Origin of the sequence: Exiguobacterium sp. s192 (assembly GCF_018618795.1) — a bacterium.
Lineage (GTDB): Bacteria > Bacillota > Bacilli > Exiguobacteriales > Exiguobacteriaceae > Exiguobacterium_A > Exiguobacterium_A undae.
The window spans coordinates 100255-125501 of the sequence record NZ_JACSMS010000005.1 but is presented as its reverse complement, the minus strand read 5'-3'; the positions used below and the strand labels follow the sequence as shown (position 1 = coordinate 125501).

The window sequence follows — 25247 nt, the reverse complement described above, 5'->3', positions numbered from 1 at the left end:
ATAGTATGAATATGAAAAAGTAGAGAAGCTTGTTACTTAAAACAGGCTTCTTTTTGATGGAGAAGACCGGCATAATGCATGCCGGCTTAATTAAATGGAGGTGAATCCCCTTAGTTTGGGGAAACGATTGGACAGTACACACGCAGTGGAGACATTCGATACAACAACGATTATCATTCGGCTTTTGATCATTGCACTATTAATTGTGTTGACCGCATTTTTTGTCGCAGCAGAATTTTCGGTTGTCAAGATGAGGATGTCCCGAATCGATCAATTGATCACAGAAGGCAGTAAGACCGCAAAGACGGCGAAAAAATTAGTGGAGAACCTCGACTATTATCTGTCTGCCTGTCAGCTCGGGATCACCGTGACGGCACTTGGTTTAGGATGGTTAGGCGAATCGACGGTAGGGGCTATTCTTGAGATGCTCTTCAAGGAAATTGAACTTCCGCAATCCGTTTCAACCGTCGTTTCGTTCACTTTGGCATTTTCCGTCGTAACGTTTTTACACGTCGTCCTCGGCGAACTTGCACCTAAGTCATTGGCGATTCAAAAGACGGAAGCCATCACGATGTTACTGGCACCACCACTCTACTGGTTCGGTAAAGTGATGAAACCGGTCATCTGGTTATTAAACGGATCGGCCCGTGTATTCTTACGTTTGTTTGGTGTCGAACCGGCCGGACATGAAGATGCCCATTCGGAAGAAGAAATCAAAATCATCATGACACAAAGCTATAAGAGCGGTGAAATCAATCAAACCGAATTGTCTTACATGCAGAACATCTTTTCTTTTGACGAACGAATCGCAAAGGACATCATGTTGCCACGGACGGATTTGATCACCATTTCAAATGACGCATCGATGCAGGATATCATCGCCTTGGTCGAAGAATATCAGTTCACGCGATATCCTGTCGCGGAAGAAGGCGACAAGGATAAAATTCTTGGCTTCATCAATGCGAAACAATTGTTTACGGATCATATGGCAAACAAAGGCAAGGCGTTGAGCTATTATGTGCACAATTTACCGATTGTTTCGGAATACTCCCCATTGCAGGACGCCATGCTGAAAATGCAAGTCGAACGGACACCGATGGCTCTTGTCATCGATGAGTACGGTGGGACAGCCGGTGTCATCACGATGGAAGATATACTGGAAGAAATCGTCGGCGAAATCCGGGATGAATTTGACAAAGATGAAAAAGCCGACATCGAACAGATCCATGAACGGTTGTATCGGATTTCTGGTCGTGTCTTGATTGATGATTTAAACGAACGTTTTAATCTCGGAATCGAGGAAGAAGATATCGATACGATCGGTGGATGGGTGATGGCACAAGATACGGAAGTATCAAGTGGACAGGAGTTCCGTTACAAAAACCATACGGTCAAAGTGATGGAGGTCGACAATCATCAGGTGAAATCGATTTATCTCCAATTACCGGAGAAAGAACCGGTGACGGAAGACATCGTCTGAACAAAAAAAGGTTGCGCGCATGCGTAGCCTTTTTTGTTCGCTTCAAGATATTTGATTGTTTATTCTCATGCTGACAGTGGTATTACTGTTTATGTGGCCAAAACATGCTACTAAAAATTAGCTGATAAAGGGGTTCTTATTCATGACGAAAACAATTCTTACTTCACGCGCAACTGCAGTAGGGGGACGCGATGGAAAGGTCGCCTCTGACGATAACGTAATTAATTTAGATCTCGTAATGCCTGGTACAAAAGGCAAAGAAAATATACCAACATCGAATCCGGAACAATTATTTGCGGCCGGATATGCGGCTTGTTTTGATGGAGCCTTTAACTTAATGGCACGTCAAGATAAAAAGCGAGTAGAAACACGTACGAATTCTGAAGTCAGCCTCATCGAGGACGAAGAAGCGGGCGGCGTAAAAATCGCAGCGAAACTTGTCGTTGAAGTGGTTGGAGTAACAGAAGAAGAAGCAAAAGATTTACTCGAGAAAACACACCAGTTTTGCCCTTACTCAAAAGCAACACGCGGCAACATTGATGTTGACTTATCGGTAAAAGTAGTAGAGTCCTTAGGCAACTGATTTTGTCTTGAAGAGGGAGGAAAGCAAAATGGCTCCAAAAGAAACCGATCGACCAAATGAGAAGTTCGAAGACGAACGAAAACGTTTGACGGACAAGGAGCAGGAGCTTTCTCCTGAACAACAAGAAGAAGTGTTGAAGGGGAAAGATCAGATGCCAGACGATCCGGTATCACCTAGAGATCGTGGCATTGACAAATAATTTAACGATTACTTTTGGGGGATGGATAAAATGAGTAAAAAAGTAGCAGTCGTACTTGCCGATCATTTTGAAGATGTCGAATTCACTGGACCTGTCGATGCCTTAAAAGAAGCGGGGCATGAAGTGACAGTCATCGGAACAGAAAAAGGTGCAGAATTAGTCGGGAAACAAGAGGAAGCAAAAGTCACAGTTGATGTAACCATTGATGAGACTTCTTCTTCAGACTTTGACGCATTATTGATTCCGGGTGGTTTTTCACCGGATCTACTCCGTGAAGACGATCGTTTCGTCACATTTACGGAAGAATTTGATTCATCGAAAAAGCCAATCTTCTCGATCTGTCATGGTCCACAATTGATGATTAACGCAAAAATCGTCAAGGGACGTAAAATGACAGGCTATAAATCGATTCGAGTTGACTTGGAGAATGCGGGCGTAACGTTTGAAGACGAAGAAGTCGTTGTCGACGATAACTTCGTGTCCAGTCGTCAACCGGACGACATCCCAGCGTTTAACCGTGAAATGTTAGCAAAATTGTCTTAAAAAATGTTCAAACAAAACGAGCGTCTAGACCTTAAAAAGTCTAGACGCTCGTTTTTTTAGTTTTCCGGATAATCGCACAGCTCTGTGATCACACCATGAGAATGACGGGGATCCATATAAATCAGTCGTCGTCCGAGTGGTGTCGTTCGATACGTATCTTCTAAGAACGTAATCCCGCGTTCCTTGGCTTCTTGAATGGCTTGATCTAAATCATCAACGCGATAAGCGATATGGTGAACCCCTTTTCCACGTTGTTTTAAGAATCGGGCAATCGGGCTTTCAGGACTTGTTGGTGTCAACAGTTCGATGTGGGCATCCTCAAAGGCGATGACAGCGATATTTGAGGCAACACCTGGAGTTGGGTTCGAGTATTCACGAATCAATGTCCCGCCTAAGATAGTAGTATAAAACGTAATGGCTTCTTGCATGTCGCGAACGGCAATACCGGTATGATCTAAATGCATAACTAGTTCCTCCTTTACTTCCATAGTCTTAGTGTGTCAAACTCTTCCACAACACGCAACGACGAGGAACCAATCTAGATATTACCAAGACCCGAAAAGAGAACTTATTAAAATTGACATATCACTGAAATATAATAGAGGTAAAATGAATGCTATAATCAAAAACGTTCTTATAATTTTTAAAAACTATTATGAAATTTAAATAAAACTATCGAATTATTTATATAAACTACACAGAAAAAGAGGGATTACTACATGAAAAAAACGTTCGCGTCGCTCATCGTTTCCGCACTTGTCCTTTCATCAACTCCTCATTTTGCATCAGCAGATGATTTAAGTGAACAAAAAGCCAAAAACGAACAAAAGCAACAAGAAAACTCTAAAACTCAGAAAAAGTTAGAATCCTCCGTTAATCAAGAAGGTCAAAAAATCTCAAAAACACAACAAGAAGTGAATCGTTTAGATCAAGCATTAAACGAAAAAATGTTTGCCGTTGAAGCAAAAGATCGTCAGATCAAAGCAACGGAAGCTGAAATTGTTGAACTGGGAAAACAGATCGAGAAGTATAAAGCAAAACTGAAAAAACAAGAAAAATTATTGGGTGACCGTTTACGCGTCATGCAGGAAAATGACGGAAACTCAATTAAATGGGAAGAAGTCATCTTCGGTTCTAAAGACGTAGGCGATCTCGTCAGCCGTGTTTTGGCAGGAAAATCGATTTCACAACAAGATGATAAGATGATCACTGATTACCAAAACACGCAGAAAAAATTAGCAGCTGCTCAACAAGAGCTAAAGGATAAAAAAGCAAAACTAGTGACAGAAAAACAAGAACTGAAACGTCAACAAGCAGAACTTGAACAACAAATCAAAGAACGTAACCAACGTTTGAAAGAACTCAGAAAACAGAAAAAGAAATTTGAAACACAATTGATGGACGCTAAAGAAGTTCAACAAATCTTGATTGCACAGGAACAAGCGATTGCAGCGGAAAAAGCAGCACGCGAACGTGAAGCGCGAATCGAGAAGGAACGTCAAGCTCAAGCAGCACGGGAAGCCAAAGCACGTGCGGAAGCTCAAGCGGCACAAGCGGCAGCAGAACAAGCGGCGGCAGAGCAACAGGCGGCTGAAGCAGCGGCAGCAAAAGCAGCAGCTGAAGCTAAAGCGAATCAGAAATCGTCGGCACCTGCGACAAATTCAACGAAACAATCTGCACCAGCCGTAACAGTACCAAAAGCAACGCCAGCACCGACACCGGAACCGGCACCTGCTCCATCATCATCTTCTCTGTTCATTCATCCAACAAGTGGATCAATCACACAAGGATATGGTTCAGCGAATGGTTCAAACGGCTACTCGTTCCACAACGGAATTGACTTTGGTGCACCAGTCGGAACACCAATCGTTGCAGCAGCAACGGGGACTGTCATTACAGCATCAAGTGGTGGACCATACGGAAACCACGTCATGATCGCACACCAGTTAAATGGAAAAACGTATACGACAGTGTATGCCCATATGAGTTCATTAAATGCTCGTGCAGGACAACGTGTCAGTCAAGGGGAACAAATTGGAGCCCTTGGTAGCACAGGGAATTCAACAGGTCCTCACCTGCACTTCGAGATTCACGTAGGTGGATACAGCTACAGTGCTTCCGGTCCAGCAAATACAGTTAATCCAATGTCTATGTTATAAAAATTCACAGAAATCCTTGCTTCGGCAAGGGTTTCTTTTTTTATGCGGTTTGCTGTCAGACGTTAATATGACAAAAAAACGTTTTCACTTGAAACACAAATGAAACGTTACTGAAACTATCGCGGTGCTATAATCAATCTCAGAGAGAAATACTTCGAATTAAATGCTTTTCAAATAAGAAATTATACATAAGTGAGGAAACCATACATGTTAAAAAAATTACTTTCAACGGTATTATTCGGAACATTACTGTTTACAAGTGTACCGATTTCAGGACATGCTGCGACGATTAAAGAGAAAAAATCGCAAAATGCAGCAGAACAGCGCAAGCTGGAAAAAGCCATCAAAAAACAGGAAGCTAAAATATCCAGCGAACAACAAGAAATTAACAAGATTGATGCTGCGATTAATGAAAACATCTTCCGGATTTCGGAAAAAAATAAGCAAATTCGTCAGTTGAATGTGCAAATCGAAGATCTTGAACAAGAGATTATTCGTTATGAAGAAATGTTAGCCAAGCAAGAGGAATTGCTAGGAGATCGGTTACGGGTTCTTCAAGAAAATGATGGGAATTCAATTAAATGGGAAGAAGTCATTTTTGGTTCAAAAAACTTAGGGGACCTGTTCAGTCGTGTCATGGCAGGAAAAAAGATCGCTGAACAAGATGATAAGATGATCGTGTCGTATTTGGAAACACAAGAAAAATTAGCTGAAGCAAAAGCTGAACTTGTTACGAAAAAAGCAGAACGTGTTCAAGAAAAAGAAGCTCTGCTCGTTCAAAAGAAACAGCTCAAACAGCAGATGAAAGAGCGAAGTGCAACGTTGAAAAAGCTGCGTAAAGGGAAAGTGAAATTTACGACAGAGCTACTCGATGCAAAAGAATTACAAGCGACACTGGAAGCACAAGAACGTGCCATTGCGGCAGCGAAAGCCGCAGCGAAAGCAGCGGCAGAAAAAGCGGCGGCTGAACAAGCGGCGGCTGAACAAGCAGCAGCTGAACAAGCCTCAAAAACAGCGGCTGACACGACACGTAAGTCGACTGGAAAAGCAGACAGTCCTGCACCGGTCGTCAGTGTGCCTGCTGGATCGGCGAAGTTTATTCGACCGGCAGCAGGTGGTGTCTCACAAGGCTTCGGACCAGCAAGTGGTGTAAATGGGTATACATTCCATAATGGAGTCGACATCAGTGGTCCTGTCGGTTCGCCGATTCGCGCAGCAGCAGCAGGAACGGTCATTACAGCCGGAAGTGGCGGACCATACGGAAATCATGTCATGATTTCACACTTCCTGGATGGACAAGTGTATACGACGGTTTATGCGCATATGAATTCGTTATCCGTCGGGGCGGGTCAAACCGTATCACAAGGACAATCACTCGGAACACTTGGAAGCACAGGAAATTCGACAGGTCCACACCTTCACTTTGAGTTACATGTTGGTGGATACCAGTATAGTGCGACAGGACCGGCGAATACGGTCAATCCTCTCGGATATTTCTAAAAACGGGCTTCGGCTCGTTTTTTTTTTATGGCTGTGCTACAGTGAAAAAGAATATTATTACGAGCAACTAGGGGAGCTGGAGGAGTCCGGCTGAGAGGAAAACCATTCTGTTTTCGACCCTGTCACCTGAACTGGATAATACCAGCGTAGGAAAGTTGAGATCGAAGACATGAAAGTATCGTCCGGTGTAACCGGTCGTTCATGGCGTCGTCTGCTTTTTTACAGCGGACGGCGCTTTTTGTTTTGTCGTCCGTTTTCTCTCCTTAGATTTGCTCACACGAAAGTGAGGAAACGATATGAAACATGTACTGACGATTGCAGGATCTGATTCCGGTGGTGGAGCGGGAATTCAGGCAGATTTAAAAACATTCTCCGCCCTTGGTGTCTACGGTATGAGTGTCATTACAGCAATCACTGCCCAAAATACGTTAGGGGTCCAGGCGGTTGAAGATGTGTCGCCGGCGCTCGTCGAGGCACAACTCACCTCGATTTTTTCAGATATTCGTGTGGATGCCGTCAAAATCGGGATGGTCTCGAATCAAGAAACCATCCACGTCATCGCGCAACAACTCAAACACTGCCGAGTTCCGATCATTTTAGATCCGGTCATGGTCGCGAAAGGCGGGCACGATTTACTGCAGACGGATGCGAAGCAGGCATTGATGGAGGAACTGTTACCGCTCGCGACACTCGTGACACCCAATATTCCGGAAATCGAGCGGATGATCGGTTACCCGGTTCAATCGATCGAGGAAATGCGGCAGGCCACAATTGAGCTGTCTAAACAACGGGTGGACTCTGTTTTGCTGAAAGGCGGACATTTGGAAGGGCAGCAAGCCACGGATCTTTTATATACACAAGGTCAACACCATTTCTTTGAGCAGGAGCGTCTGGATCGTCTGCATACACACGGGACAGGGTGTACGTTGTCCGCAGCGATTGCAGCACGCCTTGCATTAGGAGACTCGCTTACCGACAGTGTAGCCCATGCCAAGCGGTACGTGACGGAAGCGATTCGTCATGGTTTTGCGCTTGGTCACGGGATTGGACCGACTCATCACTTTTATGAATTCTGGAGGGAAAATCATGTTACGAACCATTGAGGAAAAAAAACCATTGATCCATCATTTAACGAATACCGTGACCATTAATGATTGTGCCAATATGACACTTGCACTCGGCGGATCTCCTGTCATGGCGGACGATTTGTTAGAAGTTGAAGAGATGGTGGCACTTGCCGATGCCGTCGTGATCAACACAGGGACGTTGAGTCCTGCGATGCGCGAGGCGCAATTGTTGGCAGGGAAAACCGCCAACCGTTTAGGAAAACCGGTCATTTTAGATCCAGTCGGAGCAGGTGCGACTACTTTACGAACGGATTTTATGAAGGAACTGATGCAACAGATTCAATTTACGGTGATTAAAGGAAATGCTTCAGAAATCAAAACGTTACTTGGGCAGGCGACGACAACAAAGGGAGTCGACGTCGCCGAAGGAGAATCGCTGGATTTTCATGCAGTCCGGGCGTTTGCAGCCGAATCCAATCAAGTCATCGTGGTCACAGGACCGGTTGACTTCGTGACGGACGGACAGCACGAGCTTCATCTTGATGTCGGAACGAAACGGCTGGGTCAAGTGACGGGGACGGGATGTATGACAGCTTCTTTGATTGCGACGCTGTTAGGGGCCGGTTATGCACGTTTTGAAGCTGCTGCTTTAGGAACCTATTTGATGGGGAAAGCCGGAGAGCAGGCGGATGAGAAAAAAGGAATCGGCGATTTTCGGACCGGTTTGTTTAATGCCGTCAGCTTGATGACAGAGGAGACACTCCGGGAGGTGCACTTTAATGAAGCCTGATTATTTAGTGTATGCCGTGACGGATCCGCGTCTTCAATCCAGATCCCGACTGGTCGAAGCAGTGGAAGCGACGATCAAGGGCGGGGCGACGATTGTTCAATTGCGGGAAAAAGAAGCCTCCGGAAAGGAATTTCTAGAAGCGGCCGCTCAACTGAAAATACTCGCGGACCGGTACAGGGTTCCGCTTATCATCAACGACCGGATTGATATCGCGCAGCTCGTGCAGGCAGGACTGCACATCGGGCAGGAAGATATTCCGTTATCCGAAGCCCGTCGACTCTTGCCGACCGCTACAATCGGTGTCTCGGTCTCGACAGTCGAACAAGCCATCTCGGCTGAACAAAACGGGGCGGATTATCTTGGTGTCGGTTCGCTTTTCCCGACTGCAACTAAAAACGACGCGACGTTCATGTCGAAAGAGACATTGCATGCAATCCGGCAAGCGGTTGAGCTTCCGTTGGTCGGGATCGGTGGCATCACGCTGGAAAATATTTCAGAAGTAGGGGCGGCAGTGGATGGATTTGCCGTCGTCTCCGCATTATTTGCCCAACCGGATGTCGAACGGGCGACAAGAGAATTTAAAGAAGCCGCCAAACAGGTGCATCAGAGCGTTTCAGACAGGGTATAATCACCTGAAGAGGTGATGTACGTGAAATGGCAGTCTATTCGATTTCGGGGACGCTGGATTCGATACAGAATCGAACCACAAATCATTCGGGTCGATAATCGTGGGAAATATCATTTAGGGGCAGTATTGTTTCCGTTTCCCAATCGTTATTCTTATCAATTAGCCGTCCTGTTAAAAAATAAATATCAACAACGGTATAAGCGATCGTTATTCATTCAAACAAGCTCCATTGCGACAGAGATTTGGGGTCATACCCATCTGGATATTTACTACCGGATCATGTTGTGTCTACCGCTACCCAAACTGTTACGGAGACGATACCGGGAACGGTTGATGAGTACAGGCATCATCGATATTGGTGTTCGGGCCGTCGATAACAACCGGATTGTCTGGGATATCGGAAATTTTTTAGGGGGCTGGCTCTTTTACTCGATCACGAGACGAAATCACCATAAACGATGATTTCGCACGTGCATCAGCCGTCGTTGCAAACAGAAAGGGTGATTCAGCTCTTCTGACCAAAAGCTCATGCTTGATTTCATTTGCTTGCAATTGAGGCAAAACGATGGTGCAATTGGAAGGAAAGAGGTGATGACAATGGAAGCACCCCGTTGTGAAACGATTGCCATTGATGCGAAACGCGCCAAAGAAATCGAGCAGGTCGTCGATACGATTCCGACGCTCGAAATCGGAAAACTGTTTAAAGTCTTATCCGACGCAACGCGGTTACGGATTGCGTACGCTTTAACCGTTGAGGACGAACTGTGCGTTTGTGACGTCTCGGCTTCAGTCGACTGTTCGATTGCAACCGCTTCTCACCATCTGCGGACCTTGCTGAAACAAGGATTGGTCAAATATAGAAAAGAAGGAAAAGTTGTTTATTATTCACTTGATGACTACCATGTCTCCTCTCTTGTTCATTTGGCGATGGAGCACGTCAATGAGGGTAAAGCGACATCCTAAAAAAATACGTATCGAATATGCCATGAAAAGAAAGGCGTATCCGATACGTGTTTTTTGTTTTAAGAAGCGGTTTTGGAACGATGAAAGACGATGATAGTCGTCGCAACAAGTAAAAAGGCTAAGATTGATAAACTGAAACACATTCGTTTGTATTCTGTCGTCATCTCCGTTGTCAGTTCCAGTTTTTGCTCCAATTCACCATATAACTTGTCTTTTATTTGCGAAAGATCTTCGAGTATTGTTTGGGTCGTTTGCGTCGTTTGCTTCGCCAATCTTTTGGCGGCTTGCGGGTTATCTTGTTCATAGACGGTAAAGACTTTTTCGATTTCCGCTTCCCACGCATCGTTTCGCATCAGTAAATCCTTGACGGCTCCCGGCGTTTGATTCGAAGCGTTGAGCAATCGGCGTAAATCATGAGCTTTTGAAGTAGAAAAATAATACTGTTCGATGTACCGGTCATCTTCATACAGGAGAAGACCTCGGACGGCATTAGCCCGATCCCGATTATGTTCAATTAATTGATCGACTTGTTGAATTGTCGGAATATCTTGCGTATGCATACCTTCAGTCATGTTCGAAATGGTTTGGTATCCACTTAAGGCATAAATTAATGGAATGGAAGCAAACAGACTGATGATAAGAATGAGAATAATACGTTGGCGCCAAAGCTGATTCATGTAATCCGTCCTTTTTCAGTAAATCGTCATGTCATTAGCTTAACCACTATTTCCCAAAAAGTGAAGGATTCTGCAAAAAATATGGAACATTTTCTGATGACTTGCGTATTATACACAAAAAACCGTCGCAACTCATAGTTACGACGATTGAAGTACATAAGGATTGTTAAAATGAATACGAATGTTCCTTGTAGTTTCCAAAAACAGTATGAATTTCTGAGAAGGTCACAAAAGCGTTGGATTCCACAGAAGAGACAATCTCTTGGAGCTTGAGAATCTCGTTGTTTTGTACGACGACATAAACCATCTTTTTTGTCCGTTTCGAGTACCCGCCACGGGCATCAAGAATCGTTACGCCCCGACCGAGTTCTTTCGTGATGACTTCATTGATTTCATCCGCTTTTTCACATATGATAATGCACTGTTTTGAGGCTGAATAGAAACTGTAGACAGTTTGGAGTGCTTTGGCACGAACGAAGCTCATGATTAAAGCGTACATGACGTGTTTCAAGTCGAATACGAACCAAACCAGAATATAAATCACCAAGTCTTGCATTAAAAATATACGGGGAAGCGGCCAGTTATGAAAACGAGCATAGAAAAATTTCCCTAGGATATCAAGCCCGCCTGTCGAGGCGCCACCAAAGAAAATCAAGGCCATCGCAAGGCCGGAAACGAGTCCTGCGAAAATCGAGGCGACAAGAGGATCATTTAGAGATTCAGGGACAATTTGTGTCGGAATCCAATCGATTAAAAAAGAGGATACAAGAACAATGATTCCGGATAAAAACATGAATCGTTTTCTTAAGAATCGAAAACCAAGTAAAAAGAGAGGAATGTTCAATACGAGCTGGGTTAATCCAATTGGTGTATGAAACAGTTCTTGTGCAATCAGTGTAATTCCCATGATACCACCGGAACCGATATCGTTTGGTGATAACAGTAAGCTGATGTATAAAGAGTACAACAGCGTTCCAATCAAGAGGAAGCCAATTTTTTCCGTCCGTTTTTTCTTTGCAGGTTGTTTAGTTTTCATTGTGATTGATGAGAAATCTCATGCTCCTCCTCTAAAAAAAGTATCTGCCTGCAAGAGTACGCTGATATTCGGATAAATTCAACCCCTGATTTGAAAAAATCAGTAGAACGTTTGGAATTTCGAGAAGGGAGACGGTTCGTCTTGAAAAAAATCATCCTTGTCCTCCTTTGTATCGGGATTGGACTGTCGAGTGGCTCTTTGTTTGTCCTGAAACAGGAAAAACCTCCGGAAGAAGAGGGGTGGAAAGATGGTCGCGTAGTCGTGCGACATGTCGGAACATCGGTATCGAATACAGCTGCCATTCAGGAATTGATTCAACAACTTCCGTTCTCAGATGCACTTGACAACGTGTCGATTGACGGATCATCCGTCCAGATGTCTTATCGTGTGACCGGACAGGAGCGCATCGATTGGACAGGCATGAACACGGAGAATATCACACGTGACAGCCAGTCTTTTTTGGGAAGCCGACTGTCAAAGTTGATCATGCATCATACGTTGGCTCTTTTTCTCAGCATTTCAGATCTGGTGGAGTTAGAGATTCAATACAGTGATCCGTTCACGCGTATCGTGTTCAGCGTAGATCGCCCAAGGATTGAAGCCTACACGCCACAAGACATTGATCGAGCCACTTCGTCCTCGGACCGCTTCAATCGGGTCGTCGTCGAAGACTATATTCTCGTGGATTCAAGACGATTGGTATTTTTAGAAAAGTTCGCGGACTCCTTAAAAATCATTCCTGAAAAGTAGTTGTATCTAGCAAGAAAAAGCATTTTTCACAAACTTGACACAATGGTATCGTTTTCATCTCGTTCTTTCAATAAAACAGTAAATAAGGTCTATTCATCACTTGAACATCTTATAAGATGGAAGTATGATAATAAATGAACAGACATTGTGAAGTGTTGAACAAGAGAAAGCGAGGTTTCTACGATGAACGAGGTAGAAGCATTAGAAGGATTAAGAAAAAAAGCCGTCAAATCGACGCAAATGTTACAGATGCGTCCACTCGAATATTTGGTTCGTGCGATGCTGGCAGGCGTTTTCATTGGTTTTGCAATCATATTTACACTTAAAGCAATCAACGGTTTATATTTGAACGAATCACCGGTCACGACACTTGTTGGCGGATTGACGTTTGGTGTTGCCCTTGTTTTAATTGTTTACGGTGGAGCTGAGCTGTTTACGGGCAATACGATGTATTTTACGACAGCGACGATGCGTGGGTTCACTTCAAAAATGGATACGTTTAAAGTATGGACACTTTGTTTCATCGGAAACGGTCTTGGGGGTCTGGCATTCGCCTTACTGTTTTCACAAACCGGCATCATTCAAGAACTTGGTATGAATAACTGGTTGTTTGCAGTGTCTGAAACGAAGATTCACCATACGACATGGGAAATCTTCACGCGCGCCATCTTTTGTAACTGGATGGTCTGTCTAGCGATTTTCATTCCGAAAAACATGAAAAATGAGTTGGCTCAGATCATGATGATGATGATTTTGGTAGCTGTATTCTTTGCTTCTGGATTTGATCACGTTATTGCGAATATGGCTCTGTTCTCACTTGCTTTAGTCGTACCACACCCTGAAGCGATTTCATTCGCCGGCGCAATCCACAATCTAGTTCCAGCCTTGCTCGGTAACATCGTTGGTGGAGCTGTCTTCATGGGGATGGTCTACACATGGTTGAACAAATCGAAATTAGAAGTGGATCAATCAAATCAACAAGCAGCAACGATTAACATCGCTTCAAAACAAAAAGCATAATATCGTACAGACGATGAAGCCTATACAAAAATGGACCTGACGGTTAGCCGTCGGGTCCATTTTTTGCTGTGTGTATGCAGTCATGTTCTTTAGTGACCAAAATCTGCTGTCTTTATTCGAGGTGTTGAAAACGATCGACGTCCGCCGCCAGTTCCTCGTAGATGGCTTCGACGATTTGAGCATCGTCAAACAAACCTAAGATGTTTTCATCCGGTAAGGCATCAACGGGAGACGTGAAATAGAGAACTGCCGTCAATAAGAGTTGTTCTTGTTCGGGTTGCATCTCAAAACGTTTGTGAGATAAAGCGCGTAACATGTCCAGCAACTGTTTGAGTTGGAAATAGAGCACGAGTTCGGCTTCACGTTCGATATCCGAACCGTCTTCTGATGCGAGATCAGTCGTCAATCGTGCCAATCCGAGTTCACCTTGAATCAATAAATCTTCCTGTGCTTGTGTATTACCGACAGCTGCTAATGCTTGCCGGTGAAAATAGGTATACGCGGATTTAAAATCGCCTGGTGTAAATTCCATCATCAACACTCCTTCTGTATCTCTAGTTTCACCTTATTTCTTGCAAAATTGCAACTATTTCGTGAAAATAAGAGTAATAGTTGAAAGGGGATTACATAATGCCGACTCAAGAACAGTTAAAAAAATATGCCGCACTTGCGGTGCGAACAGGCGTCAACCTGCAAGCAGGCCAACAACTCGAAATTCGTGCGGGAATCGAAAATGCACCACTCGTCCGTGAAATCACACGTGTTGCCTACGAAGTAGGTGCGTCAAACGTTTACGTCCAATGGTCTGATGACGAAATGACGAAGATTCGTTACTTCGATGCACCGGAAGATTCATTTGATGTATTCCCACAATGGCTGACTGCCCGTTTTGATCAGTTGGCTGAAGAAAAAACAGCCTTTTTATCCGTCGTCAGCGAAGATCCGGATTTATTGAACGGAGTCGAATCGAGTCGGATTGCAAGAGCGAACAAAGCAGCAGGTGTCGCGTTAGCCAACTGGCGTAAATTCGTCATGAGTGATAACGTTAGCTGGTGTGTCATTGCTGCGCCGTCAGAAGCTTGGGCGGCTAAGGTATTCCCGGACTCCGAACGAGCAGTAGAAGACCTGTGGGATGCTATCTTGAAGGCGACACGTGTCGACCAAGACAACCCAGTCGCTGCTTGGGAACAACATGATGTCAACTTGCGGACAAAAGCAACTTTCCTGACGGAGAAGAAATATAAAAAATTACACTACACTTCACCTGGAACAGAATTGACGATCGAATTACCGGAACGTCATGTGTGGCTCGGTGGCGGTGGTCCAAACGCAGACGGAGTCGACTTTATCGCGAACCTGCCGACGGAAGAAGTCTTCACGTTACCGAACAAGACGGGTGTCAACGGTCATGTTTCGAGTACGAAACCGCTCAGCTACAGCGGAAACTTGATTGATGAGTTCACGTTATGGTTTGAAGACGGGAAGATTGTCAAAGCCGAGGCGAAACAAGGGCAGGCAGCGCTGGATGAGTTGATTTCATTGGATGAAGGCGCACGTTATCTCGGTGAAGTGGCCCTCGTGCCACATCATTCACCAATTTCAGACTCGGGTATTTTATTCTACAATACGTTGTTTGATGAAAATGCTTCTTGTCACTTGGCCATCGGTCGTGCGTACTCGACGTGTCTTGAAAATGGACCGAGTTTATCAAACGAAGAATTGGCTGAGCAAGGTGCCAACGATTCGATGACCCATGTCGACTTCATGATCGGTTCAGCAGGTTTGTCGATTGACGGCGAACTGGCGGACGGAACACGTGAACCCGTCATGCGTGAAGGAAACTGGGCGATTTAAAGTCTCGATGCATAAGAAAACAGGGAGTAGACGATCACACGATCTGTCTGCTCCCTGTTTTGAGTTGGTGGTTATAATTCTTCGCCGATGATTTTCACTTCAGGTTCGAGCAGGATGCCGAACTTTTCTTGGACGGTTTCTTGCACGTGGCGAATGAGTGAAATATAGTCCGTTGCCGTCGCATCTTTGATGTTGACGATGAATCCGGCGTGTTTTTGAGAGACTTCGGCGCCACCGATCCGCGCCCCTTGCAAGCCACTGTCTTGGATTAATTTCCCGGCAAAATACCCTTCGGGACGTTTAAAGACGCTGCCGCAAGACGGATATTCAAGCGGTTGTTTCGTTTCACGTTTGTGCGTCAAATCATCCATCATCTCTTTGATTAATGTCGGATCACCTTCTGTAAGTGAAAACCGTCCTTCTAAAATGATGTACTCTTTTTTCGAGAAACAGCTGGTCCGATATCCGAGTTCAAGCTCTTCGTGTGAAATGTTCAACAGTTCGCCTTTTCGTGTCAAGACGGTTGCACTGTGGAGGCAATCTTTTACTTCCCCACCGTAAGCACCGGCATTCATGATGAGCGCTCCCCCGATTGTCCCTGGGATACCGCACGCAAATTCCAGACCACTCAGGGCGTGATCGTAAGCCACACGTGAAGCCTGAATAATTGCAGCACCACTTTGGGCAACGAGCTCGTGTCCTTCGACCGAAATGTCAGTTAGTTTCTCGAACGACAGAACGATCCCGCGAATACCACCGTCGCGGACGACAAGATTCGAGCCGTTTCCGAGCATCGTCAAGGGGAGGTTATTTTCATATGCGAATCGGACAGCGAATGCTGTCTCTTCATATGTCGACGGGATGAGGAACAGGTCCGCTAATCCACCCATCTTTGTGTACGTATGATATTTTAACGGTTCATTGATCAAAACAGCTTCTTTTGCAATACCTTCATATAATCCAGCTAATAATTGCTCAGTCATCATTTCTCAGTCCTTTTTCATAAATTCCATTCAGCTAAAAAGCGCTCAAAATATATTTTACACTAATTCAGTGTTTGATGTTCAACATACAGTTCCCAAAATACAGAGTTGACAGGTAAAAAGCAAGTCGTTCTAGAAGAATGTCATCGAATAGTCATGCAGCCACCGTGGTATTCTCCGAAAGAACACAACGGGATGAAGCATGAATCAAAGAAAAAAGGGGAAAAAAATAAAAAACCAGCTCAAATGAGGATAGGGGGATTTAACATGGAAAGTGAACGGTTAAGAATGCGGCCATTCTCAGAGGCAGACTACACATTTTACAAAACGCTTGTCCAAAATGAACTCGTTATGCGTTATATCAACGGGGGAGTCGCGTTGGATGACGCAGAAGCTCAGATTTGGTTTGAGCGACAATTCGAACGGTACGAAGATGAACGACAAACCGGTTTTTTACTGTTAGAGAAAAAGGAAACGCGAGAAGCTGTCGGTTTTGCCGGTCTTGTGCTTCAAGAAGTGGATGGAGTAGAGGAGTTAGAAGTCGGATATTGGTTAACACCGATCCACTGGAAAGTCGGGTATGGTCGCGAAGCCGCCAACCGCTTGATGCGTGAAGCCTTTGAGCGAGGGAATGACCGGTTGATTTCCATCATTCATCCAGAAAATACGTCTTCGCAAAACGTAGCCCGGGCGAACGGGTTACAATGGGAAAAAGAAACAGTGTTCAAAGGGGTTCCTGTCGTCATCTATTCCTGTCGACTCTCCCGTCTGTTTAGAGGATGACAGATTAAAAGCTAAAGGAGCGAGTCATGTATGTATCAAACCAAGTTGGTTTCATTTAATGAGTTGGATGGTGCGAGCCTATACCAATTGTTAAAGCTGAGAACAGACATTTTTGTCGTCGAACAAAACTGCCCATACCCGGAACTGGACAACCGGGATCAAGCATCGTTGCATGGTCTGGCGTATGAAAATGACACATTGATTGGTTGCCTGCGGATCCTTCCGAGAAATCAAGCCGGAGCAGTTGCCATTGGACGAGTTGCCGTACATGCTGATTACCGTTCGAACGGCATAGCAAGAAAGCTGCTCAACGAAGCGATTGAATCGATTCAAGAGCAGGGCGAAATCTTGATTGACTTGCAGGCACAAGCCCATTTAAAGGAATTTTATGCTTCGTTCGGATTCGAAGAAAAGTCAGAAGTTTATTTGGAAGATGGAATTCCGCATCTCGATATGCAAATGCGGATTGAAGAAGTTTCGAAAAGACTTCAGGAATAGAGGAGACAAACCGATGATGATAGCAGGAAGAAGTCTATTCGGAGGTGAGTCAGTCATTGAAAAAAGTACTGGTCATTCTCGCACTAAGTTTGATCGGCGTCTTATCGTTTGCAGTCGGCATTTCGTACGCCGAACTCCAAAGCAGCCAACGCCGTTCGGAAGAACAGTTAGCTAAGGTACTTCAAACACGACACGACATTAGTAAAACGTCACTTCTTGAAGTTAAGGCGTCCTTTTCATTGAAGCATCGACAAGTCATCACAGTTCGTTTACGTGGAGAACCTGCTGTTACGTATGAATTCATTCAACCTAAACAACAAATCGAGTATATCGGTTCGGTCGGAACAAGTGTCGAAAAGACTGGCAAGCAAGATGAAGCCTTTCGAAATTCACACTTAAAGGTGAGTGAAAACTAAAAATCCTGGTGTGTTCTTGAAGTAAAGAACCATCAGGATTTTTTTGAGCCTTTCAAGAAGAACTGATATTGCGTACACTACTAGGAGAGATACTATTCAGGAGGTAGGCGTATTTATGAAACGATTTGTTAAAAATGAAGCAGTTGGTCTTGCAATAGAAGCCTTTCGAACACTGGATCGGGAGAATTTTTATACATACAATCAGCAATTGGCGCCGGAAGAACGCCGGGCACTCAATTTCATCAGCCGAGCGGTTGCTCTTCAGTCAATCGAACATTTATCTTTGGCGCTTGAAACCCATCAACCGGTCGTGGAGTTGGATCGGATTTTCCTGGGATTAGCAAATACGGAAACAGGAACAATCTTGTTGGAAAACTTGCTCACCTACGGCGTAGATCCGAATCAGTTAGTCGTGATTGATGGTCACCGTTCGCTCGTCCGGCAACCATTGGCGTTCCCGGTCGGACTATACGGCGTTTATGATCACGAATTATTTGATCTGGCTGTCAAAAACGGTTTAGATCTTGCGTACACGACGACATTACAACGGAGTGATCATTTTTTGGAAACGCATGAAATCAACACACTCGACATCGTTCTGTTGCTTACCCATACGGTGGAACTGGATGAACAGAGTCTCGTTGCATTCGACAGACCGACGACCGTCGGTTTAGTCGAACGCTTGCACCGTTCGAATGCAAAGAGTCTCAAGTATATCGTCGATCAAACGAATTATGATGTTTCTTTTCAATACGCGAAACACTACCCACTGTTTTACGCAATCGTTGGTCGTCAAACGGATCTGTTTGAACAAATGCTCCAAGATGCATTAAAACAACCGCATCATGAAGCGATTATCAAGGATGCTTTGCTGGCTTTTCATAATTATCAGCCGGGACTGGCAACGAGTCTGGGTGGGGTCTATCAAGAAAGCCTATTCGAGATGGGGCATCAGTTGAAGACGCATGCGAAGGTAGATTTTAATCAGCTGGATGATCAATATGTATTGCCGGAGTATCTGGAACTTGTAGAACAGTTACGTCGTTAAGGACACCGTGTCACAAGAGTAACGATGCCAGTGGGAAAAGATTTGAAGATCACAAAAGAGTGCAGGTTGATAAAGACGAAGCGCCTCTTGATGCGCTGAAAAGCAATAGACTTCGAAAGAGAGAATATTCTTTTTCCGGAGCTTGGCCTGAAACGTATCTAAAATACGTCGACCATATCCTTGATTCTTGAGCTGGGGCAGACATGCCATTTCAAGAAGGCGAACCGTTTGTTTATGTGTTTGAATGACGATGGTTCCGATGACTGTTTTTTGATCATAGACGAGATAAGGCAGAGCACCCTGATCGATTAAGTAATTCAAGTGTTCGAGCTCGTAGGAAAAAAGAAAATCGGAAGTGCGAACCGCATCATTTCGGATGTTTAAAAAAAGATGACGGTTCCGCAGTGTAAGGGGCTTGAACTGAACAGAGGGGACACGTTCATGCGTCAGACCGATTAAGCGGAATTGTTCACTGGACAGTACATAACCGAGCGTCGTCCAGGTCGATACAAGTCCGAAATCGTGTGGTGGGATGATTTGTACATCGATGTGTTTGGGTGAATAAGAAAGTGCCTTGAAATGAACATCGTGTGCAAGATCACGAAATGCCTGTAGGTTGGTGTAAGCCGCATTGAGTATTTGGACGGAGTTTTCAAAAACGTGGAGCCCGATTGTCGCGCAGACCGTATCCTCTTCCCAGATGGTCCATTGCTGATGTTCAGCCGGTGGGGGAGTGATGACCGGAGGGAAAAAGCGATTGTTTTGCAATAACTGATGAACGAGACGACGTTGGTAATGGGACAACTGCCCATAAGGTAAGATGTGCACAACATACACGTCCTTTCATAAAGATGGTGCAAAGTAAATTCAGTATACAAAAAAGTATAGATATAATATGGTTTTATTTTGAAATATAAGGAAAAATATAAGGTGGTGATTACATCGTGAAAAAAAGTTTAATGGCACTAGGATTCTTGTTTTTCTTGGTTGGAATTCCATCGGTTCACGCACAGGAGTTAGAGAAAAATGAAATAAGTGTCCGTGAGTCGCCGACGTATGGGAACTACGGAACAGTCGATGAAATCATTACCGATCAAAAAGAGCCGACCTATGACGGATTTGATTCGCCAAATGACATGGCCTTCCTGTTTGCCTGCATCGCATTGCTTGCGACGGTGGGTCTCGGGATTGTCAATGCGACGGACTAAACAAAAAGGCGCGTTCTCTCTAAATAACTTAGAGGAAACGTGCCTTTTTTGATGCGGAAGGATTAAAAATGAATGTGTTTTCTCCGGCCAACCCGTTCAATCCGGTCATGTTCTTCGTTTAATCCGGCTTGCTCGAGTAAATCAAGGTAATAGCGAAACGGCGTCGAACGATGCGAAAAATAAGGAATATATTCTGTGAATAACATCGCTTCTGCCCGTTCGAGTTCGCGTAAGGCAATCAAGGCATGAAGCTCGGCAAAACGGATTTCTTGGTACAGTAACAGGACATCGGCATCGATTCGAACTTTCATCTGCAGTTTTTTAGCGTGTGCATTTAGCAAAGCGACGTAGGCTTCCCGTTCTGAAGCGTTTGTGCAATGTGTGAGCACGGCAAGGAAAAGGTCACTCCGTTCCGTGTCGACATCAATCGGCACCTTGACGGCGGTGTAGATAGCCCGTTGCATCCATGTTTGGTCCTTGGACTCGAGTTTATAATAGCCGACCAGTTCTTCAAATAATTCAACCTGAGTGACTTTGATGAGTCGAAAGGGGTCATTGCTCAAAAAGAGAGGTTCCTCGCCTGCAGCTGAAGAGAGGAGGAAAAAGAATTCCTCAAACGCAACACGCGTGCCGTTTTTACGACCGATGTAATGGCGTAAATGTTTGAGCAAACGTTTGGCGGTGATGTACCAGTTTTTTTGTTCACGGACCGAAACCAGTTTATTGGGTTCTAGATACTGAAGATCATAAGCGAGTTGAATGAACTGATCCGTCTGTTCGATCGTTTGTTCGATTGTTGGTTGTTCCTGTTCTTTTTGAAGATTTTTGTATTTAGCGAATTGAGCCAACATTAAATCCAGTTCTTTTTCTTCGATGACTTGTTTGGGGAGTTGGCGATAGATTTCTACGATGATGTCGCGAAGGGTCGTATCGCCATATTGTTCGAGTAAAAGACGTAGTTTACGAATTCTCATAATCGCCCTCCTTCGACAAAAAAGACACAATACTTCTCTTATCCCTTTCCCGCTTTTTTTAGAAGTTAATCGATAGGATCAAGAACGAAAGCGATTTTATGTGTAAAACCCGAACGTCTTTCATTTGCACTTTCAGGAGATGTTTGCCTATCGTTAAGAGAATCATTAATTCAAGGGAGCGATTATTCATGAACGAAACCATTCAACATTTACTTAATCACCGGTCCATCCGTAAATTCAAGCCGCATCAACTTGATCAGGAAACGATTGAAATCTTAATCCGTTCCGCACAGGCGGCGTCTACTTCCTCTTACCAACAAGCCTATGCGATCATTGGTGTGGAAGAAGAAAATCTTAAACAACAACTGGTCGAAGTCGCGAGCGGACAGACGTACGTCGCTGACAACAGTTACTTTTTCGTCTTTTGCATCGATTACCATAAGCATGTGCTTGCGGCCGAACTTGCATCTGGTTCAGTTGATCAAACCGTCGAAACGACAGAGGCCTTGATTGTAGGTGCCGTCGATGCCGGACTGGCGGCTCAAAATCTCGTAGTTGCGGCAGAATCATTAGGATACGGGACGGTTTATATCGGTTCATTACGAAATGACGCTGCTAAAGTGAGTGAATTGCTCGCGTTGCCAAGTCATGTCGTACCGCTGTTTGGAGTTGCCGTCGGCATTCCGGATCAACAGCCCGGGAAAAAACCCCGCCTTCCGATGGATGCGGTCTTCCACCGAAATACGTATACTGATGACGACACGATGCGTCAGTTGCTGTCCCAATACGAAAAAGAAACATCGTCTTATTACGGCGAGCGGACAGACGGGCGTCGGACAGAAGGCTGGGTGAACCAAATGGCTGCTTCGATGAAGGACCCGAAACGGACGTATTTGCGTCACTTTTTACAGGAAAAGCACTTATCGCGCGATTAAAACGGAGGTAACCTATGGAAGAGTTTCATTCAGGGCGTTCACGGTTAGAGCGAAAACGTCAGGAAGAGTTACGTGAACAGGAAGAAAAGAATCAAGAGATTCATCAACAACCGGAAGAAAAGTTGTCCGCCCGTCAACGTTATTTAGATGAACCGTCGGAAGCGGATCAAAAACGTCAATCCTCTCCGAAAAAAACGTCAAATAAGCAACGTCTTTCATCCGGTTTTGGAAGCATTATGCGTTCAGGAGGCAAAATGGCGGGGCTTGTCCAACATCGCTTGAGTCAACGCCGTTCGTCACGGAGCCGGCGGACCGAGCAACCGGTTCGCGAAAAAACATCAGACCAACGCTTGAAAAAACAACCGGTTCAAAAAAAGAAGCGTCGTTTCAAATCCAAGCTGATCGGTTTGCTGCTGATTGTTTTAATTGGTCTTATCCTATTTGCCTCACAACCCTTTACGTTTTTATTGATCGGAAGTGATGCACGACCGGGTGAATCGTTGCGCGGTTCCAGATCAGATTCCTTGTCCGTCATGCAGTTTGTTCCGCTCTCCCGGACGATCCAATTGACGTCGATTCCCCGTGATACGTACACACCGATTGCTTGCGAAGACGGGAAAAAAGATAAAATCACGCATGCCTTCGCTTACGGGGGAGAAGATTGCACCAGCAGTGCCGTCGGCGGATTGCTGGAACAAGACATCGACAGTAAGATTGTCATCTCGTTCGACAGCTTCATCGGCTTGATTGACGAAATTGGCGGGATTGATCTCGTGTCGACCGGTACGTTCAGTGAACAAGATGCGAGTGGAAAAGCCAATCAGTATGCTTTCCAAAAAGGGAAAGAATATCACATGGATGGCGCGATGGCGTTAGCCTATTCACGCCACCGGAAAACGGATACCGACGTGGCCCGGGCGAACCGTCAATCGGAAGTCATTCAAGCTGTCGCGACAGACTTGATGAAACCAACCGGCTGGTCGAGTATTCCTGCTGCGAACCGTTATATGAAAGAAGAAATGAACCTGGATGTCAGCGTCCGACAAATGATGACAGCAGGTCTGTCGCTGGCGTTACTTTCCAAACGGGAGCACCTGGAAGTCGAGGGTGTCAGTGAGCGGCTGAACGGGATTTTCTATGATTTCCCGAAGGAAAAAGAATTAGCGGAACTCCGTGCCAAACTGGAGACGACGTTTTACGGGACACTAAAAAACGATTAATTCTTCAAAAAGGGTTTGTTCTTTCTCGAACAGTGGAATTTACTAAAGGTGACTAATCTATCGAGGAGGGACCTATCATATGAAAGTATTAGTTGTAGGTGCATCAGGTACAATCGGAGCTCGTGTCGTCAAGTCGCTAGCCAAAGGTCATCAAGTCACTGTCATCGTCCGGCATCAGCACTTAGTCGAACGATTTGAGAAACTGGGTGTCAAGGCGCATTACGTCGACATCGAAACAGAACTCGAAAAGGTCATCGAACATGGAGTTTCGGGGCAGGATGCTGTCATTTGTGCAGCGACGGCCGGTGTTGACGGAGAAGCAACCGAAATCGAGTTGCTCGACCGGACGGTTGCTCTGAAAACGATTGATGCTGCGAAAAAGGCGCGTGTTCGTCATTTCGTCCTCCTCAGTGCATACGGCGCTGACCGCCCGAATCAATTTAAAAAAGACATGTATCCTTTCTACGCGGCAAAAAATGCGGCGGAAGAACAGATCGAGCATAGCGGACTCACTTATACCATCATCTGTCCCGTGAATATCGTGGATGGTGAAGGACGCGGATTGATTGAAGCGGACGAAGATTTAAAAGATGTCAAAGAAGCTACGATCTCTGAAACGGATGTCGCGTCGATTCTAGTCGCAGCTGTCGACAACCGAGCCGTGTTTAACCGCCGTCTCGAAGTCAAGCAAGGGAAGACGGCATTGAATGAAGCGCTTGGCGGAGATGAAGCGGTTGGAAGCGTCAAAGATAACCGCCAAGTCAAAAAACAATTGCCACGATACAATTAAGCAGATGATTGGAACAAAATCTCATAAAATATAGATGGCAAGGCAAGTGTCCGATTCCGATTCAGGGATTCGGACACTTTTTTTGTAACAAATGTAGCGAAAGATTCTGCTACACTGAATACATAGAGGAGTGAAGATATCAGTGAAAAAATATGTTTTTTATCTAGTGATAGCGGTCGTCCTTTCAGGCATTGCCTACACCAGCTACAACGCCTATCAAACCAAACAAGACCAACAACAGATTCAAGCAAAACAACAGGCGGAAGGCGGACTCGAAACAGGAATGAAAGCGCCGGACCTCGAAATAGAACAAGACGGTCAACCGATTCGTTTATCTGACTTGACGGATCAGCTCATCGTCATTAATTTTTGGGCAACCTGGTGTCCGCCCTGCCGGCAGGAAATTCCGGAATTGAACGCCTTTTCTGAGTCGACGTCCATTCCGGTATACGGCATCAACGTGACGACATCCGAAAGACGACTGACCGATGTCGAAGAGTTTTTAAAGAAAACCCCCGTGGACTATCCGGTACTTTACGATACGAAAGGGCAGTCGGAGAAAGAGTACCGGCTTCTCGCGATGCCTGCGACCTATCTGATTGACGAAACAGGCACGATTGTCGGGAAACATGTCGGACCGGTCACGGAAGAAATGTTGAAAGAGATGGTGCAGAAGATCGGAGGATAAAACATGGAGCTGTCTTGTGGGGCCTGTACGTATCACCAAATCATTGAAGTCGGACAGCAAGAAGAATGGAAGGCATTCCCGTCCATGCTGACATACGGCATGGGAAACTACACGTCAGCGTTGCCGTTTTTATTCGTACCACCGTATCAGGAACCGCTTGTGAGCCGCCAAAAAATCACAGATTCCATGCGCGCTTATATCATCAAGACCTATCATGCACACATCGATGAAATCGAAGAGGGATGGGTGCCGCATCAATATGATTTGTTTCAATGCCCGTGTTGTCTCCGTATCTCGACGCATTTCTGGTGTGCCCTGTTTCTGAAAACGGAAATCATCGAACCGGTGCATCAATGTGAACACGACGGTTCGAAACTAAGACGACTTTCGTTATCGGATATCCATCACATTCAGTGTCCACAATGTTCCAACAGGGAACTTCAAATCCGTTAAAC

Annotated in this window: 31 protein-coding genes and 1 riboswitch; of the genes, 24 read left to right on the top strand and 7 right to left on the bottom strand. The window is 45.1% G+C overall.

Annotated elements, in window-relative coordinates:
• Positions 1-94: 94 nt before the first annotated feature.
• The 4 genes from KNP87_RS10355 to KNP87_RS10340 all read left to right on the top strand — a co-directional run bounded on the left by KNP87_RS10355 (position 95) and on the right by KNP87_RS10340 (position 2805).
• Positions 95-1480 carry a hemolysin family protein gene (locus KNP87_RS10355; protein WP_026833891.1) on the top strand — a complete coding sequence of 462 codons (1386 nt, stop codon included), beginning with the start codon at positions 95-97 and terminating at the stop codon, positions 1478-1480.
• Between the two features lie 142 nt (positions 1481-1622).
• Positions 1623-2063 (top strand): Ohr family peroxiredoxin, encoded by a 441-nt coding sequence (locus KNP87_RS10350; RefSeq protein ID WP_214721596.1) that lies wholly within the window; start codon positions 1623-1625, stop codon positions 2061-2063.
• Between the two features lie 28 nt (positions 2064-2091).
• On the top strand, positions 2092-2262 hold the full coding sequence (locus KNP87_RS10345; protein ID WP_214721595.1) for a hypothetical protein: 171 nt from the start codon (positions 2092-2094) through the stop codon (positions 2260-2262).
• A 30-nt stretch (positions 2263-2292) separates the two neighbouring features.
• The gene (locus KNP87_RS10340) at positions 2293-2805 is read left to right on the top strand and encodes a type 1 glutamine amidotransferase domain-containing protein (RefSeq protein ID WP_214721594.1); all 513 of its coding nucleotides are present in this window, start codon (positions 2293-2295) and stop codon (positions 2803-2805) included.
• Positions 2806-2861: 56 nt separating this feature from the next.
• Here KNP87_RS10340 and KNP87_RS10335 read toward each other — a convergent pair whose 3' ends face one another.
• On the bottom strand, positions 2862-3269 hold the full coding sequence (locus KNP87_RS10335; RefSeq protein WP_119923689.1) for a VOC family protein: 408 nt from the start codon (positions 3267-3269) through the stop codon (positions 2862-2864).
• 255 nt (positions 3270-3524) lie between these two features.
• Between KNP87_RS10335 and KNP87_RS10330 the strand changes: the two genes are divergently transcribed.
• The 7 genes from KNP87_RS10330 (at position 3525) to KNP87_RS10300 (ending at position 9912) form a co-directional block, all read left to right on the top strand.
• Positions 3525-4964: a murein hydrolase activator EnvC family protein gene (locus tag KNP87_RS10330; protein WP_214721593.1), complete on the top strand. Its 1440-nt coding sequence runs from the start codon at positions 3525-3527 to the stop codon at positions 4962-4964.
• 207 nt (positions 4965-5171) lie between these two features.
• The gene (locus KNP87_RS10325; protein ID WP_214721592.1) at positions 5172-6464 is read left to right on the top strand and encodes a murein hydrolase activator EnvC family protein; all 1293 of its coding nucleotides are present in this window, start codon (positions 5172-5174) and stop codon (positions 6462-6464) included.
• 59 nt (positions 6465-6523) lie between these two features.
• A riboswitch (TPP riboswitch) is annotated at positions 6524-6634 on the top strand.
• A gap of 126 nt (positions 6635-6760) precedes the next feature.
• Positions 6761-7567, top strand: a complete 807-nt coding sequence (thiD, locus tag KNP87_RS10320; protein WP_026833885.1) for a bifunctional hydroxymethylpyrimidine kinase/phosphomethylpyrimidine kinase — start codon at positions 6761-6763, stop codon at positions 7565-7567.
• Positions 7551-8321 (top strand): hydroxyethylthiazole kinase, encoded by a 771-nt coding sequence (thiM, locus tag KNP87_RS10315; RefSeq protein WP_214721591.1) that lies wholly within the window; start codon positions 7551-7553, stop codon positions 8319-8321. Before thiD ends, thiM begins: the two co-directional genes overlap by 17 nt.
• A complete protein-coding gene (thiE, locus tag KNP87_RS10310) occupies positions 8311-8949 on the top strand; it encodes a thiamine phosphate synthase (protein WP_214721590.1) in 639 nt (212 codons plus the stop codon). Before thiM ends, thiE begins: the two co-directional genes overlap by 11 nt.
• A gap of 21 nt (positions 8950-8970) precedes the next feature.
• On the top strand, positions 8971-9411 hold the full coding sequence (locus tag KNP87_RS10305) for a hypothetical protein (protein WP_214721589.1): 441 nt from the start codon (positions 8971-8973) through the stop codon (positions 9409-9411).
• A gap of 135 nt (positions 9412-9546) precedes the next feature.
• Positions 9547-9912: an ArsR/SmtB family transcription factor gene (locus KNP87_RS10300; protein WP_214721588.1), complete on the top strand. Its 366-nt coding sequence runs from the start codon at positions 9547-9549 to the stop codon at positions 9910-9912.
• A gap of 59 nt (positions 9913-9971) precedes the next feature.
• Here the strand turns inward: KNP87_RS10300 and KNP87_RS10295 are convergent, their stop codons facing one another.
• Both KNP87_RS10295 and KNP87_RS10290 read right to left on the bottom strand, forming a co-directional pair.
• Positions 9972-10589 carry a CHASE3 domain-containing protein gene (locus tag KNP87_RS10295; RefSeq protein WP_214721587.1) on the bottom strand — a complete coding sequence of 206 codons (618 nt, stop codon included), beginning with the start codon at positions 10587-10589 and terminating at the stop codon, positions 9972-9974.
• Positions 10590-10755: 166 nt separating this feature from the next.
• Positions 10756-11625, bottom strand: a complete 870-nt coding sequence (locus KNP87_RS10290; protein ID WP_026833879.1) for a YitT family protein — start codon at positions 11623-11625, stop codon at positions 10756-10758.
• A gap of 141 nt (positions 11626-11766) precedes the next feature.
• On the opposite strand from KNP87_RS10290, the gene KNP87_RS10285 reads away from it, so the two are divergent.
• Positions 11767-12375 carry a hypothetical protein gene (locus tag KNP87_RS10285; RefSeq protein ID WP_214721586.1) on the top strand — a complete coding sequence of 203 codons (609 nt, stop codon included), beginning with the start codon at positions 11767-11769 and terminating at the stop codon, positions 12373-12375.
• A 183-nt stretch (positions 12376-12558) separates the two neighbouring features.
• The gene (locus tag KNP87_RS10280) at positions 12559-13395 is read left to right on the top strand and encodes a formate/nitrite transporter family protein (protein ID WP_026833877.1); all 837 of its coding nucleotides are present in this window, start codon (positions 12559-12561) and stop codon (positions 13393-13395) included.
• A gap of 112 nt (positions 13396-13507) precedes the next feature.
• Here KNP87_RS10280 and KNP87_RS10275 read toward each other — a convergent pair whose 3' ends face one another.
• Positions 13508-13927 (bottom strand): DUF1232 domain-containing protein, encoded by a 420-nt coding sequence (locus KNP87_RS10275; RefSeq protein ID WP_233550698.1) that lies wholly within the window; start codon positions 13925-13927, stop codon positions 13508-13510.
• 98 nt (positions 13928-14025) lie between these two features.
• On the opposite strand from KNP87_RS10275, the gene KNP87_RS10270 reads away from it, so the two are divergent.
• Positions 14026-15249: an aminopeptidase gene (locus KNP87_RS10270; protein ID WP_214721585.1), complete on the top strand. Its 1224-nt coding sequence runs from the start codon at positions 14026-14028 to the stop codon at positions 15247-15249.
• Between the two features lie 71 nt (positions 15250-15320).
• Here the strand turns inward: KNP87_RS10270 and murB are convergent, their stop codons facing one another.
• Positions 15321-16235, bottom strand: coding sequence for a UDP-N-acetylmuramate dehydrogenase (gene murB / locus KNP87_RS10265; RefSeq protein WP_214721584.1), 915 nt, complete (start codon positions 16233-16235; stop codon positions 15321-15323).
• Between the two features lie 264 nt (positions 16236-16499).
• On the opposite strand from murB, the gene KNP87_RS10260 reads away from it, so the two are divergent.
• The 4 genes from KNP87_RS10260 to KNP87_RS10245 all read left to right on the top strand — a co-directional run bounded on the left by KNP87_RS10260 (position 16500) and on the right by KNP87_RS10245 (position 18977).
• Positions 16500-17015, top strand: coding sequence for a GNAT family N-acetyltransferase (locus KNP87_RS10260; RefSeq protein ID WP_214721583.1), 516 nt, complete (start codon positions 16500-16502; stop codon positions 17013-17015).
• A gap of 30 nt (positions 17016-17045) precedes the next feature.
• The gene (locus tag KNP87_RS10255; protein ID WP_214721582.1) at positions 17046-17513 is read left to right on the top strand and encodes a GNAT family N-acetyltransferase; all 468 of its coding nucleotides are present in this window, start codon (positions 17046-17048) and stop codon (positions 17511-17513) included.
• A 56-nt stretch (positions 17514-17569) separates the two neighbouring features.
• A complete protein-coding gene (locus KNP87_RS10250) occupies positions 17570-17929 on the top strand; it encodes a hypothetical protein (protein WP_026833871.1) in 360 nt (119 codons plus the stop codon).
• 115 nt (positions 17930-18044) lie between these two features.
• Positions 18045-18977 (top strand): hypothetical protein, encoded by a 933-nt coding sequence (locus KNP87_RS10245; RefSeq protein ID WP_214721581.1) that lies wholly within the window; start codon positions 18045-18047, stop codon positions 18975-18977.
• Here KNP87_RS10245 and KNP87_RS10240 read toward each other — a convergent pair.
• Positions 18966-19805: a GNAT family N-acetyltransferase gene (locus KNP87_RS10240; protein ID WP_214721580.1), complete on the bottom strand. Its 840-nt coding sequence runs from the start codon at positions 19803-19805 to the stop codon at positions 18966-18968. The genes KNP87_RS10245 and KNP87_RS10240 overlap by 12 nt on opposite strands.
• A gap of 116 nt (positions 19806-19921) precedes the next feature.
• On the opposite strand from KNP87_RS10240, the gene KNP87_RS10235 reads away from it, so the two are divergent.
• Complete coding sequence (locus tag KNP87_RS10235) at positions 19922-20185, top strand: hypothetical protein (RefSeq protein WP_214721579.1); 264 nt, start codon at positions 19922-19924, stop codon at positions 20183-20185.
• Positions 20186-20247: 62 nt separating this feature from the next.
• Here KNP87_RS10235 and KNP87_RS10230 read toward each other — a convergent pair whose 3' ends face one another.
• Positions 20248-21159: a hypothetical protein gene (locus KNP87_RS10230; RefSeq protein ID WP_028106930.1), complete on the bottom strand. Its 912-nt coding sequence runs from the start codon at positions 21157-21159 to the stop codon at positions 20248-20250.
• Positions 21160-21347: 188 nt separating this feature from the next.
• Between KNP87_RS10230 and nfsA the strand changes: the two genes are divergently transcribed.
• From nfsA to KNP87_RS10205, 5 genes are all read left to right on the top strand, one after another.
• Positions 21348-22094, top strand: coding sequence for an oxygen-insensitive NADPH nitroreductase (gene nfsA, locus KNP87_RS10225; protein WP_214721578.1), 747 nt, complete (start codon positions 21348-21350; stop codon positions 22092-22094).
• A 14-nt stretch (positions 22095-22108) separates the two neighbouring features.
• Complete coding sequence (locus tag KNP87_RS10220; protein ID WP_251135544.1) at positions 22109-23314, top strand: LCP family protein; 1206 nt, start codon at positions 22109-22111, stop codon at positions 23312-23314.
• A 79-nt stretch (positions 23315-23393) separates the two neighbouring features.
• A complete protein-coding gene (locus KNP87_RS10215) occupies positions 23394-24104 on the top strand; it encodes an SDR family oxidoreductase (RefSeq protein WP_026833864.1) in 711 nt (236 codons plus the stop codon).
• Between the two features lie 142 nt (positions 24105-24246).
• Positions 24247-24792 carry a TlpA family protein disulfide reductase gene (locus tag KNP87_RS10210; RefSeq protein ID WP_119923704.1) on the top strand — a complete coding sequence of 182 codons (546 nt, stop codon included), beginning with the start codon at positions 24247-24249 and terminating at the stop codon, positions 24790-24792.
• Between the two features lie 3 nt (positions 24793-24795).
• Positions 24796-25245 carry a hypothetical protein gene (locus KNP87_RS10205; RefSeq protein WP_214721577.1) on the top strand — a complete coding sequence of 150 codons (450 nt, stop codon included), beginning with the start codon at positions 24796-24798 and terminating at the stop codon, positions 25243-25245.
• Positions 25246-25247: the final 2 nt, after the last annotated feature.

Coding starts and splice junctions, on each gene's coding strand:
- KNP87_RS10355 (WP_026833891.1), top strand. CDS start 95: ATGGAGGTGAATCCCCTTAGTTTGGGGAAACGATTGGACAGTACACAC.
- KNP87_RS10350 (WP_214721596.1), top strand. CDS start 1,623: ATGACGAAAACAATTCTTACTTCACGCGCAACTGCAGTAGGGGGACGC.
- KNP87_RS10345 (WP_214721595.1), top strand. CDS start 2,092: ATGGCTCCAAAAGAAACCGATCGACCAAATGAGAAGTTCGAAGACGAA.
- KNP87_RS10340 (WP_214721594.1), top strand. CDS start 2,293: ATGAGTAAAAAAGTAGCAGTCGTACTTGCCGATCATTTTGAAGATGTC.
- KNP87_RS10335 (WP_119923689.1), bottom strand. CDS start 3,269: ATGCATTTAGATCATACCGGTATTGCCGTTCGCGACATGCAAGAAGCC.
- KNP87_RS10330 (WP_214721593.1), top strand. CDS start 3,525: ATGAAAAAAACGTTCGCGTCGCTCATCGTTTCCGCACTTGTCCTTTCA.
- KNP87_RS10325 (WP_214721592.1), top strand. CDS start 5,172: ATGTTAAAAAAATTACTTTCAACGGTATTATTCGGAACATTACTGTTT.
- thiD (WP_026833885.1), top strand. CDS start 6,761: ATGAAACATGTACTGACGATTGCAGGATCTGATTCCGGTGGTGGAGCG.
- thiM (WP_214721591.1), top strand. CDS start 7,551: ATGTTACGAACCATTGAGGAAAAAAAACCATTGATCCATCATTTAACG.
- thiE (WP_214721590.1), top strand. CDS start 8,311: ATGAAGCCTGATTATTTAGTGTATGCCGTGACGGATCCGCGTCTTCAA.
- KNP87_RS10300 (WP_214721588.1), top strand. CDS start 9,547: ATGGAAGCACCCCGTTGTGAAACGATTGCCATTGATGCGAAACGCGCC.
- KNP87_RS10295 (WP_214721587.1), bottom strand. CDS start 10,589: ATGAATCAGCTTTGGCGCCAACGTATTATTCTCATTCTTATCATCAGT.
- KNP87_RS10290 (WP_026833879.1), bottom strand. CDS start 11,625: ATGAAAACTAAACAACCTGCAAAGAAAAAACGGACGGAAAAAATTGGC.
- KNP87_RS10280 (WP_026833877.1), top strand. CDS start 12,559: ATGAACGAGGTAGAAGCATTAGAAGGATTAAGAAAAAAAGCCGTCAAA.
- KNP87_RS10275 (WP_233550698.1), bottom strand. CDS start 13,927: ATGGAATTTACACCAGGCGATTTTAAATCCGCGTATACCTATTTTCAC.
- KNP87_RS10270 (WP_214721585.1), top strand. CDS start 14,026: ATGCCGACTCAAGAACAGTTAAAAAAATATGCCGCACTTGCGGTGCGA.
- murB (WP_214721584.1), bottom strand. CDS start 16,235: ATGATGACTGAGCAATTATTAGCTGGATTATATGAAGGTATTGCAAAA.
- KNP87_RS10260 (WP_214721583.1), top strand. CDS start 16,500: ATGGAAAGTGAACGGTTAAGAATGCGGCCATTCTCAGAGGCAGACTAC.
- KNP87_RS10255 (WP_214721582.1), top strand. CDS start 17,046: ATGTATCAAACCAAGTTGGTTTCATTTAATGAGTTGGATGGTGCGAGC.
- KNP87_RS10245 (WP_214721581.1), top strand. CDS start 18,045: ATGAAACGATTTGTTAAAAATGAAGCAGTTGGTCTTGCAATAGAAGCC.
- KNP87_RS10230 (WP_028106930.1), bottom strand. CDS start 21,159: ATGAGAATTCGTAAACTACGTCTTTTACTCGAACAATATGGCGATACG.
- nfsA (WP_214721578.1), top strand. CDS start 21,348: ATGAACGAAACCATTCAACATTTACTTAATCACCGGTCCATCCGTAAA.
- KNP87_RS10220 (WP_251135544.1), top strand. CDS start 22,109: ATGGAAGAGTTTCATTCAGGGCGTTCACGGTTAGAGCGAAAACGTCAG.
- KNP87_RS10215 (WP_026833864.1), top strand. CDS start 23,394: ATGAAAGTATTAGTTGTAGGTGCATCAGGTACAATCGGAGCTCGTGTC.
- KNP87_RS10205 (WP_214721577.1), top strand. CDS start 24,796: ATGGAGCTGTCTTGTGGGGCCTGTACGTATCACCAAATCATTGAAGTC.